We start from the raw sequence: 17712 nt of genomic DNA on the forward strand, positions 1-17712 counted from the left end.
AAGACATAAGTTCATTGCTACACGAATAGAAAACTGTATTTATCGATTTATAAACGGTTAAATGTTATCAGCCTCTATCACGAGGTATACTGACTATAAAATAGTATCACTTTTCCTTTTTTATTGCAAGTTATTTCATCTTAGATTTTTTCGATTTGAGAAAAATCTAACTCTACCGGCGTTTCACGCCCAAACATATTGACGCGAACTTTTACTTTTCGTTTATCTAAATCAAACTCTTCAATCGTGCCAGCGAAGTTTGCGAACGGACCTTCTTTTACGCGAACGGTTTCTCTTAACTCATAATCAAAGTCTACCTCGGTAAGCGACATCCCCATCCGTTTCAAAATGGTGTGTACTTCTTCTTCAAGAAGCGGTGTCGGTTTTGAGCCTGCCCCACTGGAGCCGACAAATCCTGTAACTCCTGGAGTATTTCGTACGACATACCAAGAGTCGTCTGTCATAATCATTTCCACTAATACATATCCAGGGAATACTTTTCGCTTCATTACTTTTTTCTTTCCGTTTTTCATATCTGTTTCTTCTTCTTCTGGAACAACAACGCGAAAAATTTTATCTTGCATTCCCATCGATTCGACGCGCTTTTCTAAATTGGCTTTTACTTTATTTTCATAACCTGAATACGTATGAATGACATACCAGTTTTTCTCCATTGGCTGGGACGTAAACGTCCTTCCCTCCCTAGAAACCATTTTATAAACAAAACAAAAACCCGTTTCCGGGCTTTCATTGTCTACCTTATTATCTTCCATTATACCATACGAAAACGATTGTTATTCAAGCACAAAACGAATTAAAGATGAAATTCCTAAATCAACAACAGCGAAAAAGACGGTCATAAATGCGACGGTAGCCAAAACAGTGAGCGTATAGTTCACTAGTTCTTTTCGCTTCGGCCAACTGACCCGCTTCATTTCGCGCGCGACTTCGTGGAAAAATTTTACGACTCGTTGCATGATAGTAACCTCCAACTACTTCGAGCTGCCTATGCTTGTCCCGATTTCATTTCGTTTCACGGTGGACTGTATGGGTATTACATACTTTGCAAAACTTCTTCATCTCTAATCGTTCTTGCATACCCATCACATTTTTCATTGTCGAATAGTTTCGGCTATTGCATTGACTACAAGCTAGGATGACTTTTTTACGCATCGCTGCCCCACCGTTCTACAAGATGTCCATAAAAATTTATCACACCAATATTTTGCTGTCAATACATTACAAACTAATCTCTCGAAGTTCTAAATACTTTTCTAACTTCCTCTTTACCCGCTGCAAAGCGTTATCGATTGATTTTACGTGACGGTTGAGCTCTTCCGAAATTTCTTGGTATGACCGACCGTCTAAATATAGCACAAGAACTTTTCGTTCTAAATCGCTTAATAGCTCAGCCATTTTTACTTCGATATCATCGACTTCTTCGCGATTAATAATGAGTTCTTCTGGGTCTGTTGGTTTCGCCCCTGAGAGGACATCCATCAATGTCCGATCAGACTCTTCATCATAGATAGGTTTGTCAAGGGAAACGTAGGAATTGAGCGGAATGTGTTTTTGTCGCGTTGCTGTTTTGATCGCGGTGATCATTTGCCGCGTAATGCACAACTCGGCAAACGCCTTAAACGACGTTAGCTTGTCCTCTTTAAAATCGCGAATCGCCTTATACAGCCCAATCATTCCTTCTTGGACGATATCTTCGCGGTCTGCGCCTACTAAAAAATAAGAACGCGCTTTCGCTCGCACGAAGTTTTGATACTTATGAATTAAAAAATCAAGCGCATCGCTGTCTCCTTGATGAACGCGTTCTACCAATTCTTCGTCTTCCAATCGCTCTAACTGTCTGTCGTGCTCACTTTTGAAGCCTTCGCCCACGCCGATCCCCCCGACCGCACAAATCACTAAGATTATTATACAGCACAAATTTTTACAGCGTCAACCACTCATTTTTCGCCTCTTCGCCATTTTTCGAAAATTTTCGCAACTTCGTCAGTCAACGGGATTTTAGCTTGTGGCTTTTTCTCTTGAATGTTCTTCACTTTTTTCGAAATGCTCCGCTCAATTGCCCCCATCTCTATTAGCAGTTCCCGTGCGGACTTTCGCAACGCCCCTTGTCCAAAAATGGCCCATTGTTCCGTATAATCAGATGTTGCTACATACACTTTCGTTCGAACGTTAATTAGCTGTTTTGCCATTTTTTCAATTCGCTCGTCCGCTGTTTCGTGTTCCTTTGTAAAAATGACGTCCACTTGATAGTTTGTATACTTTTTCTCCATTCCTTGTACGAGATGTGCATCGAAAACGATAATAACTTTATGTCCAGTGAATCCTTGATACTCGGCCATTTTTTCAATTAACATATCGCGCGCTGCTGACAAGTCGTGCCCCTTTAGCTTGCGCAGCTCTGGCCAAGCGCCGATGATGTTATATCCGTCTACTATTAAAATGTCCATCTGCCTTACTCTCCTAAAGGATACCGTTTGCGATACACCTCATACATTAATAAGCTTGCAGCAACCGAGGCGTTTAACGAAGTGACATGTCCTCTCATTGGCAGTTTAATTAAAAAATCACATTTCTCTAAAATCAATCGGCTAATTCCTTTTCCTTCGCTGCCAATAATGAGCGCTATTGGCATCGTTCCGTCCAGTTGACGATAATCATCTTTTGCTTTCGCATCTGTTCCAACAATCCACACGCCCTTTTCTTTCAACTCCTCAATCGTTCTTGCTAAATTAGTAACGCGGACAACTGGAATATGCTCAATCGCTCCTGTCGAGGCTTTCGCTACTGTTTGTGTCAAACCGACGGAACGGCGTTTCGGAATAATAATGCCGTGTGCACCTACTGCATCAGCTGTTCTCATAATGGATCCTAAATTATGCGGATCTTCTAGCTCGTCCAACAATAAGAAAAAAGGAGGTTCATTTCTGTCTGCTGCACGACGAAACAATTCATCAATGTCATAATATCGGTAAGCAGCTACTTGAGCCACTACTCCTTGATGATTCCCATCCGTCATTTGATCAAGCTTTTGTTTCGGGACGTATTGAATCAGCACATTCTGCGCTTTTGCTAGCTGAACAATTGCCTGCATAGCTCCCCGCTGCGATCCTTCAGCAATCCAAATTTTGTTTATTTCCCGTTCTGTTTTTAACGCTTCCATGACAGGATTTTTTCCGATAATCAAGTCCATTGTTACAACTTCCTTTCTTGACTTTCGACAATGTCAAACGAATAAGCAATTAATTCTTCCATTCGTTCCTCATTATTTCCCAGGAAATGATAGCCGATTAACGCTTCAAATGCTGTACTATATCGGTATGTTTGCACATCTGTATTTTTTGGTACTGTCATCGATTTAGTGTTGCGGCCGCGACGAATTATTGCTTGTTCTTCTTCCGTCAGTACGGTGCGTTCTAATAATGTTAATACAATATGTGCCTGCGCTTTTGCGGAAACATAATGAATCGCTTGGCGATGCAAATGATTTGGCTTAACATTCCCTTTAGAAAGGAGGTGATGCCGTACATATAGTTCATATACGGCATCCCCGATGTAAGCAAGCGCAAGACCGTTTAATTGCTTGGCATCTTTAACTAGCGAGAAATTCATCATCATTTATCCTCTTTTCCATCTCGTTCCTTGCGGCGTATCTTCTAAAATAATATTTTTCGCCTTTAATTCATCGCGAATTTTGTCAGCCAAGGCAAAATTCCGGTTCTTTCGCGCTTCACTCCGCTGTTGAATAAGCGTTTCGATTTCCTCATCAAGCAATAGCTCTTCTTTGAAAGAAATGCCTAATACATCCAACAACTGTTCGAACGTCTGCAAAAAGGTGTGGATGACCGTTTCCGCTGTATTTTTCTCAAGCAAATATACATTCGCATGCTTCACCAGTTCAAATAGCACAGCGATTGCGTTTGCTGTATTAAAATCATCATCCATTTCCTGAATAAAGGCAGCGCGGCATTCCTCTATTTTCGCTAGCCATTGCTCGTCGTGATCAGTTAAATTGCTACTACTTGCAAGACGGTGTGTTAAATTCGTATACGCTGTTTTTAATCGCTCCAACCCATTTTTTGTGCTTTCTAATAGTTCCTCACTATAGTTAATCGGATGGCGATAATGAACAGACAACATAAAGAAACGCAGCACTTGTGGATCGATTTGCTTCACAATATCGTGTACAAGAACGAAGTTGCCAAGCGATTTTGACATTTTTTCATTGTTAATGTTAATGTACCCGTTATGCAGCCAATATTTTGCGAACGTTTTTCCTGTCAATGCTTCCGATTGCGCAATTTCATTTTCATGATGCGGAAACGTTAAATCTTGACCACCAGCATGAATATCGATCGTATCACCTAAATATTTCCGCGCCATCGCTGAACATTCGATATGCCATCCGGGACGTCCTTTGCCCCACGGGCTATCCCACGCAATTTCCCCTTCTTTCGCTGCTTTCCATAGTGCAAAGTCTAATGGATCTTGCTTTTTTTCGCCGATTTCAATACGCGCACCAGCACGCAGTTCGTCAATCGATTGATGGGATAGCTTTCCGTAGTCCGCAAAATTTCTCGTCTTGTAATATACATCGCCGTCCACTTCATACGCATACCCTTTTTGAATAAGCTGTTCAATAAATTCGATAATAATGTCGATATTTTCCGTAACTCGAGGATGAACGTTCGCTCTTTTGCATCCTAAAGCAGCAATATCTTCAAAATACGCGGCAATAAATCGCTCCGCAATCGTTGGAACATCTTCGCCTAATTCCCTTGCTGCCTTAATAAGCTTATCGTCTACATCTGTAAAGTTAGAAACGTACTGAACGTTATAGCCGCGAAATTCTAAATAACGACGAATCGTGTCAAACACAATTGCCGGACGAGCGTTGCCAATATGAATATAATTGTACACCGTCGGACCACATACATACATTTTCACTTTATTCGGTTCAAGTGGTTCAAATCGTTCCTTTTTTCGTGTGAGCGTATTATAAAGCTGGATGCTCATAGTTTTTCTTCCCTTCTTTTAATTGTTGCAATTCTGTTCGTAAGTTGGCTATTTCTTCTTCCAATTCCTTTAATCGATCTGCAATTGGGTCTGGTAAATCAGTATGATTCAAGTCCTTTACTTTTACTCCGTTACGCACAACGACTTTTCCTGGAATGCCGACAACGGTCGAGTTTGGAGGAACATCTTTTAATACGACCGAGCCTGCGCCAATTTTTGAGTTTTCGCCAATCGTAATGGAACCTAACACTTTTGCCCCCGTGGCGATTAAGCAGTTGTCTTTAATCGTCGGATGGCGCTTTCCTTTTTCTTTTCCTGTTCCTCCTAGCGTTACGCCTTGGTATACGGTGACGTTATCGCCGATTTCGCACGTTTCACCAATGACAACCCCCATCCCATGATCGATGAAAAAGCGTCGACCGATTTTTGCACCTGGATGGATTTCAATGCCGGTCAAAAACCGACTAATTTGCGAAATGAAGCGCGCAATAAAATAAAATTTTCGTTTATAAAATGCATGTGCAATTCGATGCGCCCAAATTGCATGCAACCCGGAATAAGTTAAAATCACTTCTAAATAACTTCTAGCCGCTGGGTCTTGCTCAAAAATGACATCGATGTCTTCTTTTAGCGTTTTAAACACGACCATTCCCCCCTTTGTTATCTTATAAAAAAAAGCGCCGCTGTGTACAATGACACAGAGACGCTTCGCTGCGCGGTTCCACTCTGTTTAGCCAACCAATACGTTAACGTTAGCTCCCTTTGCTCTTATAACGGAAGAGAATCCGCTCCACTCTACTACAGAACGTCTCTGGTTCGAAAGGAGACTCCGAGGGGCATTTCAAAAACATCGAACATAAGTCACTTCCAGCCAAGGTGACTCTCTCTGTCATGCCAATGTTTTTTACTTCTCCTCGTCAACGCTTTCACTTATCGAATAAATCGCCTTATCTAAACGTTGAACAACTTTTTTCTTGCCAAGCAGCTGAATCGCCAGTGGCAGCTCTGGTCCGTGCGTTTGACCGGTTGTCGCTACTCGAATCGGCATAAACAACTTTTTCCCTTTTTGCCCTGTTGTTTTTTGCACCGATTTAATGGCTGCTTTAATGTCATCCGCCATAAACGATGGCAGCTTTTTCACTTCTTCTAAAAAAGCATGAAGCACATCTGGCACTTGTTCTTCAGAAAGCACTTCTCTTGCTTCCTCATTATACTCAACTTCTTCTTTAAAGAACAACTCGGACAATTCGACAATTTCGGCACCATAACTCATTTGTTCTTGATACAGCGCAATTAAATGACGTGCCCACTCTTTTTGCTCCTCGCTCATAGTTTCAGGCAACCGCCCCGCCTTCACTAAATGTGGAAGCGATAATTCGACAAGCCGGTCTAAATCGAGCTTTTTAATATATTGGTTATTCATCCATGTTAACTTTTGTTTATCAAACATCGACGGAGATTTAGATAAGCGAGAAACATCAAAAATTCGAATAAGCTCTTCTTTTGTAAAAATTTCTTCTTCTCCTTCTGGCGACCATCCTAATAAAGCGAAGAAGTTAAACATCGCTTCTGGCAAATACCCAAGCTCTTTGTATTGGGATACAAACTGAATAATCGACTCATCGCGCTTCGATAATTTTTTCCGGTTTTCGTTGACAATAAGTGTCAAATGCGCATATTGCGGCGCTTCCCAACCAAAATATTCGTAAATCATTAGCTGCTTTGGCGTATTGGATAAATGTTCTTCCCCGCGAAATACGTGCGTGATTTTCATTAAATGATCGTCAATGACCACCGCAAAGTTATACGTTGGAATGCCGTTCGCTTTCACAATGACCCAATCGCCAATATCTTTTGAATCAAACGACACGCGCCCCCGTACCATGTCTTCAAATTCATATACTTTTTCTTCCGGCACTTTGATACGAATCGTATACGGTTTTCCTTCTGCCTCCAGCTGGTTGATTTGTTCTGGTGTCAAATGACGACATTTTCCGCTATATTGGGGTGCCGCAATGCCCGCTGCTTTTTGCGCCTCACGTTCCTGTTCTAATTCCTCTGGTGTACAAAAACATTTATATGCAAATCCTTTTTCCAACAGCTCGTTCGTGTATCGACGGTATATCTCAAGACGCTCTGTTTGGCGATATGGACCATATCCCCCGTCTTTATCAACCGATTCATCGTATTCAATACCAAGCCATTTTAAATTTTCTAGCTGAGACTGTTCGCCACCTTCTACATTCCGTTCAATATCTGTATCTTCGATGCGAACAATAAATTTTCCGTTGTGATGGCGAGCAAACAAGTAGTTAAACAGCGCTGTTCGAGCGCCGCCGATATGTAAATGACCGGTCGGACTCGGCGCATAACGCACCCTTACTTCGTATGACATACAATAACCTCCATCAATTTTTACTGTGTACTTGTTATTTTAAATGATTCGATCATAAAGTTCAAAACGATTATTGCTTTTGCAGTAATACGACTGCTTGGGCAGCAATGCCTTCTTCTCGACCGGTAAATCCGAGACGCTCCGTCGTCGTTGCTTTCACGTTTACTTGGGATACGTCGCTTTCCAATAGTTGCGCAATTTTTTCTTTGATGTTTTCGATATACGGTGCCATTTTCGGTCGCTGCGCAATAATCGTGCAATCAACGTTCACAAGCTCATATCCTTGTTTTTTCACAAGCCCCCATACGTGCTGCAAAAGCAATGCCGAATCAGCATTTTTATATTGTGAATCGGTATCCGGAAAATGCTTTCCGATATCGCCGGCACCAATTGCGCCTAAACAAGCGTCTGCCACCGCATGTAATAAGACGTCTGCATCAGAGTGGCCGAGCAATCCTTTTTCATATGGAATACGAATGCCGCCAATAATCAACGGACGACCTTCGACGAACTGATGAACATCAAATCCTTGTCCAATGCGAAACATACAGTCACCTTTCTCCTTTAGACAATAAAATGGCTTCCGCAAATAATAAATCATCTGGGGTTGTTAGCTTAATGTTGCGATAATCCCCTTCAATGATTTTCACTTTTTGCCCGATGCGCTCTACAAGGCTCGCATCATCTGTGCCAATATAGCCTTCTTGTTTGGCACGTTCATGGGCAGTTAAAATAAGCGAAACACGAAAAGCTTGTGGAGTTTGTACTGCCCACAAGCTAGAGCGTTCCACCGTTTCCTTAACAAATCCTTGCTGAACACGTTTGACGGTGTCTTTCATTGGCACCGCAGGAACTGCTGCACCATGCTCATTTGCTTCGTTTACTAATTCATGAATTTTTTCCATCGTAACGAATGGGCGAGCACCATCATGGATGAGAACAAGTTCGCTACTTGCTACTTTAAGTCCATTATAAACGCTATGTTGCCGCTCTGCACCACCGATAACGAGTGCATTCACTTTTTTTAGTTGAAATGCTTGAAATAACTCGTGAAATCGTTCCCGTTCCGCTTCGCTCACAACAACAATGATGCCTTCACACCACTCATCTTGCTCAAATATTTTTAACGTACGAACGATTACCGGCTGGCCGCCAAGTTCAAGCAGCTGCTTATTAATGCCCGCCTTCATCCGTTTTCCTTGCCCTGCTGCAGGAATGACCACTTGATACCTCATCTGTAAAATTCCCCTAACTATAACGCCTTTTGCAGAAGTTTTAATTTTGCAAAAATCATTCTCCCTGCAGATGTTTGTAACACGCTTGTGACAAGTACGTCAACCCGTTTACCGATATATTCTTTGCCATCCTCGACAACAATCATCGTTCCATCGTCTAAATAAGCAACACCTTGATTATGTTCTTTGCCGTCTTTAATGACTTGAACATTCAATTCTTCCCCAGGAAGAACGACCGGTTTTACTGCATTAGCTAAATCGTTAATATTGAGCACTCGAACATTTTGCAGTTCACATACTTTGTTTAAGTTAAAATCGTTAGTGACAACAACACCTGATGTTAATTTAGCCAGCTTCACTAATTTGCTGTCTACTTCTTGAATATCATCGAAATCGCCTTCGTAAATTTCCACTTTCATTTCTAGTTCTTTTTGAATGCGATTTAAAATATCTAACCCACGCCGACCGCGGTTTCTTTTTAAAACATCAGAAGAATCCGCAATATGCTGCAGTTCCTCTAGTACAAATCGCGGAATGACAATCGTTCCTTCTAAAAATCCCGTCTGGCAGATGTCTGCGATCCGTCCATCAATAATTACACTTGTATCTAAAATTTTTAATGCGCGACCTTTTTGGCTTTCATTTTCTTCTTCATTCCCTTTTTTCTTTGCCATTCGATTGGAAATGGAAAATAAACTCATTAATTCATGACGTTTTTTAAATCCAACTTGAAACCCTAAATACCCAAGCAAAATGGTCAAAAAGACCGGCAATACCGTGTTCACCACTTGAAACTGAAAAGCCTTTAGCGGCATAACAACTAGAAAAGCAACAACTAGACCAAAAATAAGGCCTAAACTACCGAATAAAATATCTGTCACAGGCGCTTTCACAAGCGATTCTTCCATCCAGCGAATGACATCGACAACGTAATCTACCGCCCAAAAAGTCATAATAAAGAAAATAAGTGCCCCAACAATCGCCAACATATATGGATTATTTAAAATAGAAAGATGCTCCACCTTCATTAACGCAAGCAAATCAGGAAGAAACATAATCCCAAGCGTTCCACCAACCACTAAGAAAAATAACTGAACAATTCTTTTTAACATTCTTTCACCTCCTCAATTATCATTATAAACAGTTTCCAATGTTTGAAACCAATAATAACACAGTTTTTAATCTTTTTAAAAAATTTGATACATATTTGTAACGTTCGCGCTATTTTCGAGAAAATGCATATTCCAATGCCTCTGCAACATGCGATACGCCGATAATGTCCACCCCTTTTGGTGCACTCCAGCCGCCAAGATTATTTTTTGGTAAAATAATACGCTGAAATCCGAGCTTCACGGCTTCTTGTACGCGCTGTTCAATGCGAGAAACGCGACGTACTTCCCCTGTTAGCCCTACTTCGCCAATGATTACGTCCGATGGGTTCGTGGGATGATCGCGGAAGCTCGAAGCAATGCTTACCGCAACTGCTAAATCAATTGCTGGCTCATCGAGTTTCACACCGCCTGCTACTTTTAAGTACGCATCTTGATTTTGTAAAAGTAGCCCGACCCGCTTTTCAAGCACTGCCATCAACAACGACACACGATTATGGTCAATGCCAGTCGCCATTCGTCGTGGATTTCCAAAGCTTGTCGGTGAAATTAATGCTTGAATTTCAACGAGTACAGGTCTCGTTCCTTCCATGGAAGCAACAACCGTCGAGCCCGCAACGCCGCCAGAGCGCTCTTCTAAAAATACTTCGGACGGATTTTCTACTTCCAATAACCCAGACTCTCTCATTTCAAAAATGCCGATTTCGTTCGTCGAACCAAACCGGTTTTTCACCGCTCGTAAAATTCGATACGTATGATGCCTTTCTCCTTCAAAATAAAGCACCGTATCTACCATATGCTCTAAAATTCTCGGTCCAGCAATCGATCCTTCTTTCGTCACATGGCCAACAATGAAAATAGCCACACCTTTCGTTTTCGCAATTCTCATCAACTCTCCAGTGCACTCCCTTACTTGGGAAACGCTTCCCGGTGCAGAGGTAATTTCCGCGCGATATATCGTTTGGATAGAATCAATGACAACAAAATGCGGCTGAATCTCTTCAATGGCTTGATGAATGTGCTCTAAATCTGTTTCTGCTAAAACGTATAAGTCGTGCGCGGAAACACTGAGGCGGTCCGCTCGCAATTTCGTTTGCTTTACCGATTCTTCTCCAGAAATATATAGTACTTTATGGTGTTGAGCAGCCAGCTGTGCGGAGACTTGCAAAAGAAGCGTTGATTTCCCAATCCCTGGATCTCCACCGATTAACACAAGGGATCCTTTCACAATGCCGCCACCTAATACGCGATTAAACTCGAAAAGATTTGTCGTAATCCTCGGCTCTTGCGCTGTCGTAATTGTTGTAATGGGTACCGGTTTAGAAGCGGTGTCGGAAGAATGAACAAACACTCCTCTTGTCGCCGGTTTCCCCCGCTCCATTTCTTCCACCATCGTATTCCACGCTTGGCATCCTGGGCATTTCCCCATCCACTTAGCTGATTCGTATCCACATGATTGGCAAACGAATTTTGTTTTTTTCTTCATAACCCGTGTCCCTTTCTCTGAACAAATGCAAAAACAAGGTATGCGCCTAAATTGTCGCCGCATACCTTGTTGCCTTATTTTACTGAACGGTTTGCTCTGATAATACCACGAACTCCCCGTCTTTCACATCAACCACTACTTTTTGACCTTTGGCGATTGTGCCTTTTAGCAACTCTTCTGATAGTCGGTCTTCGATATGTTTTTGCAATGCGCGGCGCAGTGGACGCGCCCCATATTCTGGGTCATATCCTTCCGCAGCAATCTTTTCAATCGCTGCTTGCGTCAATTCAAGGTCAATATCTTGTTCTTTCAATCGTTTCACAAGCTGCTCTGCCATTAAATTCACGATTTGTGCTAAATGAGGTTTTTCAAGTGCATGGAAGACAATGATTTCATCGATACGGTTTAAAAACTCTGGGCGGAACGCTTTTTTCAACTCTTCCATCACTTTTCCTTTCATATCTTTGTATTTTTCGCTTTCATCTTGAACGTTAAAACCGACGTATTTGTGTCGTTTCAACGCATCTGCACCAACGTTTGATGTCATAATGACAATCGTATTACGAAAATCAACCGTTCTTCCTTTCGAATCAGTTAAACGACCATCCTCTAGTACTTGCAGTAAAATATTAAAGACGTCAGGATGTGCTTTCTCCATCTCATCTAATAACACAACAGAATACGGTTTGCGACGTACTTTCTCCGTTAATTGCCCGCCTTCTTCATATCCGACATAACCAGGAGGTGAACCGACAAGCCGGGAAGTAGAGTGCTTCTCCATATATTCTGACATGTCGATGCGAATTAATGCATCTTCATCACCAAACATCGCTTCTGCTAACGCCCGCGCTAATTCTGTTTTTCCGACGCCGGTTGGCCCTAGAAAAATAAACGAACCGATCGGACGTTTCGGGTCTTTTAACCCTGCACGAGCTCGACGAACCGCTTTTGCTACTGCTTTTACTGCCTCTTCTTGCCCGATAACGCGTGAATGCAATATTTCTTCCAGTTTCAATAGCCGTTCCGTTTCTGTTTGTGCCAGCTTCGATACAGGGATTCCCGTCCAGCTAGAAACAACCATCGCAATATCCTCTACCGTTACTTCTGAATTTTCTTTTCCTTGTTTTTCTTTCCATGCCCGTTTTGTTTCCTCTAACTGCTCACGTAATCGCTGCTCTGTATCCCGTAAAGAAGCTGCTTTTTCAAACTCTTGGCTTTGTACGGCTGCGTCTTTCTCTTTGCGAACTTCTTCTAATTTTTGTTCTAATTCTTTTAAGTTTGGCGGTGTCGTAAAAGAACGAAGACGAACTTTCGAGCACGCTTCATCAATTAAGTCAATCGCTTTATCTGGAAGAAAACGGTCGGTAATGTATCGATCCGATAATTTCACTGCCTGAACAATCGCTTCATCGGAAATGGATACACGGTGATGCGCTTCATATCGATCGCGAAGTCCTTTTAAAATTTGAATCGATTCCTCGACCGTTGGTTCATCTACATAAATTGGCTGAAAGCGACGTTCTAATGCGGCATCTTTTTCAATATATTTTCGGTATTCATCTAGTGTCGTGGCACCGATACATTGTAGCTCTCCACGAGCAAGTGACGGTTTTAATATATTGGAAGCGTCAATTGCTCCTTCCGCTCCCCCTGCGCCAATCAACGTATGAAGCTCGTCGATGAATAAAATGATATTGCCTGCTTGGCGAATCTCATCCATCACTTTTTTCAATCGATCCTCAAATTCTCCACGGTACTTCGTTCCTGCGACTACCGTTCCCATGTCAAGCGTCATTACCCGCTTGTCGCGAAGCGTTTCAGGCACCTCGTTATTAACAATTTGCTGCGCCAATCCTTCGGCAATCGCCGTTTTTCCGACACCTGGCTCCCCAATTAACACAGGATTGTTTTTCGTCCGTCGGCTTAATACCTCAATGACCCTCTGAATTTCTTTGCTTCTTCCAATGACAGGATCTAAGCTTCCCTCACGAGCAATCGCTGTTAAATCACGAGCCAAACTATCTAATGTCGGGGTGCTAACATGAGAAGCGCTACCTTGATGACCAGAAATGGACTCGTTGCTCCCTAATAGTTGCAATACTTGTTGCCGCGCTTTATTCAAGCTTACTCCTAAATTATTAAGCACACGAGCTGCTACGCCTTCGCCTTCACGAATAAGCCCGAGCAAAATATGCTCCGTTCCTACATACGAATGACCAAGCTTTCTTGCTTCATCCATCGAGAGCTCGATCACTTTTTTCGCCCGTGGGGTATAGTGAATCGTTTGCGAAGATTCATGTCCGCGCCCAATGAGAGCTTCCACTTCTTTCTGGATTTTATCTGGTCCTAGTCCTAACGCAATTAACGCTTTCGCCGCAATCCCTTCTCCTTCACGAATAAGTCCAAGCAAAATATGTTCCGTTCCAATATTATTATGGCCAAGGCGCACAGCTTCTTCCTGTGCTAACGCCAACACTTTTTGCGCCCGCTCCGTAAATCTACCAAACATCATACTCCATCACCCTCCATCTTTTTTTTCTCTTCCATTTTCAAGCGTTCGCGAATCAATTTAGCTCGAAGAACATCCCGCTCATTTGGTCGTAACGCTCCGCCAGCATATTGCTGTAAAAAGCCTGGTTGTGTCAAAATCATTAGCTCATTTAAAATGTTTCGGGAAATGTTTTTGATATACCCTAAATCAATTCCTAGACGGACATCTGATAAACATTGAGCAGCTTCTTTTGATTCAATCACACGGCTATTTGCCAATATCCCGTAGGAACGAAAGACTCTGTCTTCTAATTGTATGTTTAAAGTTTTGACTAATGCCTCTCTCGCCATTCTTTCCTGCGCAATTAATTGTTGGACGACACTTTTTAAATCTTCCACAATATCTTCTTCTGATTTGCCGAGTGTAATTTGATTTGAGATTTGAAATATATTGCCTAACGCCTCACTTCCTTCTCCATATGTTCCTCTCACAACGAGTCCAAGTTGGTTAATCGCTGGAATAATTCGATTCATTTGCTGCGTTAAAATTAGAGCAGGAAGGTGCATCATGACAGATGCTCGCAGACCAGTTCCGACATTGGTCGGGCAACTCGTCAAATAACCTCTTTTTTCATCGAATGCATAGTTTACGTACCACTCAATCCAGTCGTCTAGTTCATTTGCCATTTCTAACGCTTCGGTCAATTGGAACCCTGGAAACAAACATTGAATACGAATATGGTCTTCTTCATTCACCATAATGCTCACTTCTTCATTTTCTGAAAGCAAGCATGCCCCAAACCGGCAATCTTCCGCTAAATGTGGACTGATTAAATGTTTTTCCACCAATACTCTCTTCTCAATCGGTTGAAGTTCGTTCATTTTTAATAATTCAAATCGACCGAGTGAGCGGTAAGATTGTTTAGCAAAATATTGCTCAAAGATGCGAACAATTTGTTGCGCTTCTTCGTTGCTAAAAACGGTGGGAAATTCATAGTCAACAATATTTCGCGCCAAACGAATACGGCTGCTGAGCACAATATCTGAGTCTGGACCTTCTTGGCTCATCCATGAACTTACTGCCCGATTCAAAAATTTCTCCAACGACACATTCACTCCCCCTCTCCATGTTCGCTTAACTGCGCCTCAAGTGAGCGAATTTGGTCACGGACTTCAGCTGCTTTTTCAAACTCTTCTCTTGCAATTAGCTCCTGAAGTTTTTGCTTTAGATGCTCCATTTGCTTGCGAACATGAATGGTACCGCCAATTCGTTTCGGGATTTTTCCAGCGTGAATAGTATTTCCGCTATGCAATCGTTTCAATATCGGCTGCAACTGCTTAGCAAAAGCATCGTAACAATGCGAGCAACCAAACCGACCGATTTTCGTGAACTGATGATATGTCATGTTACAACGTTCGCACTGCAAAAGCTCCATTTGAAATGTATTTGGTTTTGTTTCTTTGATAGGGGATTCGAAATTCAATAAACCAGATAATAAATTATGAATGGAAAACCCTGAATTTTCGGGAAACATAAAAACATTTCCATGCTCTTGCGCACAATGTTCACAAAGATGAATTTCTGTTTTTTCCCCATTAACGATTTTCGTGAAATGCATCGTAGCTGGTCGCTGCTTACATTCTTGACATATCAAGCGATTCACCTCTTTCTTTTCTATGGAAACAAAGGGGTTACGAACGGTTATTTTTAGGACGGATTGACGAGCACACTTTGTTCATGAGTGTTTTATTTATATCTTAACGAGAGCAACATCGCTTTTAACATTCGCGCTCTTAGTTCGTCACGCTGCGGCAAATCAATATACAAAACAGAACGATCTATGACACTTAACATAATATTTGCTTCACGTTGCGAAATAACCTTCTCTTCTACTAAGCGATGAATAATGCCTTCTGCACTAGATTGACTAATACGGTGATCGATAAGTGATAATAATTGGTCGATGAGCTGACCTTCATTTTTTGTTTTTACCTTCATAATCCGAATATACCCACCACCTCCACGTTTGCTTTCTACCATATATCCTCGCTCTAATGTAAAACGAGTGTTAATCACATAATTAATTTGCGACGGAACGCATTGGAACTTATCCGCAATTTCACTCCGTTTAATTTCTACAATTTCTTGGTCACTCATATTCAGTACTTGTTTTAAGTACTGCTCAATAATATCCGAAATATTTCGCACCCTACCCCCTCCTTACCGCGTAGGTAGTTGACTTTGACTATATTTGACCTTAATTTTACTATATAGCAAATGAAAAAAAAATGCAACAAACTACCTGTATTATTGCCTTTTTTGTGAGAATGAAACATAAACGTACTTAATTATTAATTGGTTCGATAGCAATGGGGAAAAACCCTTTTATGACAGACAAAAAATTCAACAAGAGTACAAGGGGGAACAACAATGGAGGTTGGAATGAGGAAAAATAAAAAAGCATACCTATAAGGCATGCTTTCCGCCTAGCAACGTCCTACTCTTGCAGGGGCGCGAGCCCCAACTACCATCGGCGCTGGAGAGCTTAACTTCCGTGTTCGGGATGGGAACGGGTGTGTCCTCTCCGCCATCGTCACTAGGCAATTTGATACAGACAGTTACTATTATAATAAATCTCTTATATGTGTCAAGGTTTTTTTGTTCTTTCAAAACTAGATAACAGGGGCAGAAGAAAAGGAGTCGCCTACGCTTTTCGTGATGTCTAGCTCCGAACTAACATCCTCCTCCGCGTCCGCTTTCTCCATCGACGTGCAAACACGTCTTCGTCGAAAGCTTGCGCTTCCGTCGGATGTTCCCTTGGCTCCGCCAAGGACCGTTCTCCGCTTTTCCGATTGTCTAGCTTCGGCTCCTAGCCCCTCGAATCGCTTCCATCCTGCTGCGGCGGCAACAGCCTCCTCGCAGGCCTTTCGCTCTCTTCGTGGCTGAACAGTCGCCTACGCTTTTCTATGGTTAAGTCCTCGATCGATTAGTATCCGTCAGCTGCACGTGTCGCCACGCTTCCACCTCGGACCTATCGACCTCGTCATCTTCGAGGGATCTTACTCGCTTATGCGATGGGAAATCTCATCTTGAGGGGGGCTTCACGCTTAGATGCTTTCAGCGCTTATCCCTTCCGCACATAGCTACCCAGCGGTGCCCTTGGCAGGACAACTGGTACACCAGCGGTGCGTCCATCCCGGTCCTCTCGTACTAAGGACAGCTCCTCTCAAATTTCCTACGCCCGCGACGGATAGGGACCGAACTGTCTCACGACGTTCTGAACCCAGCTCGCGTACCGCTTTAATGGGCGAACAGCCCAACCCTTGGGACCGACTACAGCCCCAGGATGCGATGAGCCGACATCGAGGTGCCAAACCTCCCCGTCGATGTGGACTCTTGGGGGAGATAAGCCTGTTATCCCCGGGGTAGCTTTTATCCGTTGAGCGATGGCCCTTCCATACGGAACCACCGGATCACTAAGCCCGACTTTCGTCCCTGCTCGACTTGTAGGTCTCGCAGTCAAGCTCCCTTCTGCCTTTACACTCTACGAATGATTTCCAACCATTCTGAGGGAACCTTTGGGCGCCTCCGTTACGCTTTAGGAGGCGACCGCCCCAGTCAAACTGCCTACCTGACACTGTCTCCCACCCCGATCAGGGGTGCGGGTTAGAACTTCAGTACGACAAGGGTGGTATCCCAAGGGCGACTCCACCGAGACTGGCGTCCCGGCTTCTCCGTCTCCCACCTATCCTGTACATGTCGTACCAAAATTCAATATCAGGCTGCAGTAAAGCTCCACGGGGTCTTTCCGTCCTGTCGCGGGTAACCTGCATCTTCACAGGTACTATAATTTCACCGGGTCTCTCGTTGAGACAGTGCCCAAGTCGTTACACCTTTCGTGCGGGTCGGAACTTACCCGACAAGGAATTTCGCTACCTTAGGACCGTTATAGTTACGGCCGC

At 42.8% G+C, this 17712-nt stretch carries 18 protein-coding genes, 2 rRNA genes and 1 other annotated feature (1 of these 21 cut by a window edge); all 20 genes read right to left on the minus strand.

Features of this window, described 5'->3' with window-relative positions; all coding sequences use genetic code 11:
- Nucleotides 1–140: 140 nt before the first annotated feature.
- Nucleotides 141–674, minus strand: a complete 534-nt coding sequence (nusG, locus tag GFC30_RS00445; protein WP_066322095.1) for a transcription termination/antitermination protein NusG — start codon at nt 672–674, stop codon at nt 141–143.
- Nucleotides 675–794: 120 nt separating this feature from the next.
- Nucleotides 795–977 (minus strand): preprotein translocase subunit SecE, encoded by a 183-nt coding sequence (secE, locus tag GFC30_RS00450; RefSeq protein WP_066322097.1) that lies wholly within the window; start codon nt 975–977, stop codon nt 795–797.
- A 46-nt stretch (nt 978–1023) separates the two neighbouring features.
- Complete coding sequence (gene rpmG, locus GFC30_RS16290; protein ID WP_084256113.1) at nt 1024–1173, minus strand: 50S ribosomal protein L33; 150 nt, start codon at nt 1171–1173, stop codon at nt 1024–1026.
- A 66-nt stretch (nt 1174–1239) separates the two neighbouring features.
- The gene (gene sigH, locus GFC30_RS00455) at nt 1240–1890 is read right to left on the minus strand and encodes an RNA polymerase sporulation sigma factor SigH (protein WP_066322100.1); all 651 of its coding nucleotides are present in this window, start codon (nt 1888–1890) and stop codon (nt 1240–1242) included.
- A 68-nt stretch (nt 1891–1958) separates the two neighbouring features.
- Nucleotides 1959–2468, minus strand: a complete 510-nt coding sequence (locus GFC30_RS00460) for an NYN domain-containing protein (RefSeq protein ID WP_066322102.1) — start codon at nt 2466–2468, stop codon at nt 1959–1961.
- A 5-nt stretch (nt 2469–2473) separates the two neighbouring features.
- Complete coding sequence (rlmB, locus tag GFC30_RS00465) at nt 2474–3211, minus strand: 23S rRNA (guanosine(2251)-2'-O)-methyltransferase RlmB (RefSeq protein WP_066322103.1); 738 nt, start codon at nt 3209–3211, stop codon at nt 2474–2476.
- 2 nt (nt 3212–3213) lie between these two features.
- Nucleotides 3214–3636, minus strand: a complete 423-nt coding sequence (locus tag GFC30_RS00470) for a Mini-ribonuclease 3 (RefSeq protein WP_409978490.1) — start codon at nt 3634–3636, stop codon at nt 3214–3216.
- Nucleotides 3637–5034 (minus strand): cysteine--tRNA ligase, encoded by a 1398-nt coding sequence (gene cysS / locus GFC30_RS00475; RefSeq protein ID WP_066322104.1) that lies wholly within the window; start codon nt 5032–5034, stop codon nt 3637–3639. It abuts the gene before it with no gap.
- Complete coding sequence (gene cysE, locus GFC30_RS00480; protein ID WP_066326984.1) at nt 5015–5677, minus strand: serine O-acetyltransferase; 663 nt, start codon at nt 5675–5677, stop codon at nt 5015–5017. Before cysE ends, cysS begins: the two co-directional genes overlap by 20 nt.
- Nucleotides 5678–5730: 53 nt before the next feature.
- Nucleotides 5731–5964, minus strand: a binding site (T-box leader).
- Nucleotides 5939–7429 (minus strand): glutamate--tRNA ligase, encoded by a 1491-nt coding sequence (gltX, locus tag GFC30_RS00485; protein WP_066322106.1) that lies wholly within the window; start codon nt 7427–7429, stop codon nt 5939–5941. (Overlaps the previous feature by 26 nt.)
- A 70-nt stretch (nt 7430–7499) precedes the next feature.
- Entirely contained in the window at nt 7500–7976 is a 477-nt protein-coding gene (gene ispF / locus GFC30_RS00490) for a 2-C-methyl-D-erythritol 2,4-cyclodiphosphate synthase (protein WP_066322108.1), read from the minus strand.
- A gap of 4 nt (nt 7977–7980) precedes the next feature.
- On the minus strand, nt 7981–8664 hold the full coding sequence (gene ispD, locus GFC30_RS00495; protein WP_066322111.1) for a 2-C-methyl-D-erythritol 4-phosphate cytidylyltransferase: 684 nt from the start codon (nt 8662–8664) through the stop codon (nt 7981–7983).
- Nucleotides 8665–8681: 17 nt separating this feature from the next.
- The gene (locus GFC30_RS00500) at nt 8682–9776 is read right to left on the minus strand and encodes a PIN/TRAM domain-containing protein (protein ID WP_066322113.1); all 1095 of its coding nucleotides are present in this window, start codon (nt 9774–9776) and stop codon (nt 8682–8684) included.
- A gap of 109 nt (nt 9777–9885) precedes the next feature.
- Complete coding sequence (gene radA / locus GFC30_RS00505; protein WP_409978491.1) at nt 9886–11259, minus strand: DNA repair protein RadA; 1374 nt, start codon at nt 11257–11259, stop codon at nt 9886–9888.
- A 79-nt stretch (nt 11260–11338) separates the two neighbouring features.
- The gene (clpC, locus tag GFC30_RS00510) at nt 11339–13771 is read right to left on the minus strand and encodes an ATP-dependent protease ATP-binding subunit ClpC (protein ID WP_066322120.1); all 2433 of its coding nucleotides are present in this window, start codon (nt 13769–13771) and stop codon (nt 11339–11341) included.
- On the minus strand, nt 13768–14859 hold the full coding sequence (locus GFC30_RS00515) for a protein-arginine kinase McsB (RefSeq protein WP_066322122.1): 1092 nt from the start codon (nt 14857–14859) through the stop codon (nt 13768–13770). The genes clpC and GFC30_RS00515 overlap by 4 nt, the downstream gene beginning before the upstream one ends.
- A 2-nt stretch (nt 14860–14861) precedes the next feature.
- Nucleotides 14862–15404 carry a protein-arginine kinase activator protein McsA gene (locus tag GFC30_RS00520; RefSeq protein ID WP_066322124.1) on the minus strand — a complete coding sequence of 181 codons (543 nt, stop codon included), beginning with the start codon at nt 15402–15404 and terminating at the stop codon, nt 14862–14864.
- Nucleotides 15405–15496: 92 nt separating this feature from the next.
- The gene (locus tag GFC30_RS00525) at nt 15497–15958 is read right to left on the minus strand and encodes a CtsR family transcriptional regulator (protein ID WP_066322126.1); all 462 of its coding nucleotides are present in this window, start codon (nt 15956–15958) and stop codon (nt 15497–15499) included.
- Between the two features lie 276 nt (nt 15959–16234).
- Nucleotides 16235–16351 (minus strand): 5S ribosomal RNA (gene rrf / locus GFC30_RS00530).
- 365 nt (nt 16352–16716) lie between these two features.
- Nucleotides 16717–17712 (minus strand): 23S ribosomal RNA (locus GFC30_RS00535); it runs 1929 nt beyond the window's last position.

It is taken from the genome of Anoxybacillus amylolyticus, assembly GCF_001634285.1.
Classification (GTDB): Bacteria; Bacillota; Bacilli; order Bacillales; family Anoxybacillaceae; genus Anoxybacteroides; species Anoxybacteroides amylolyticum.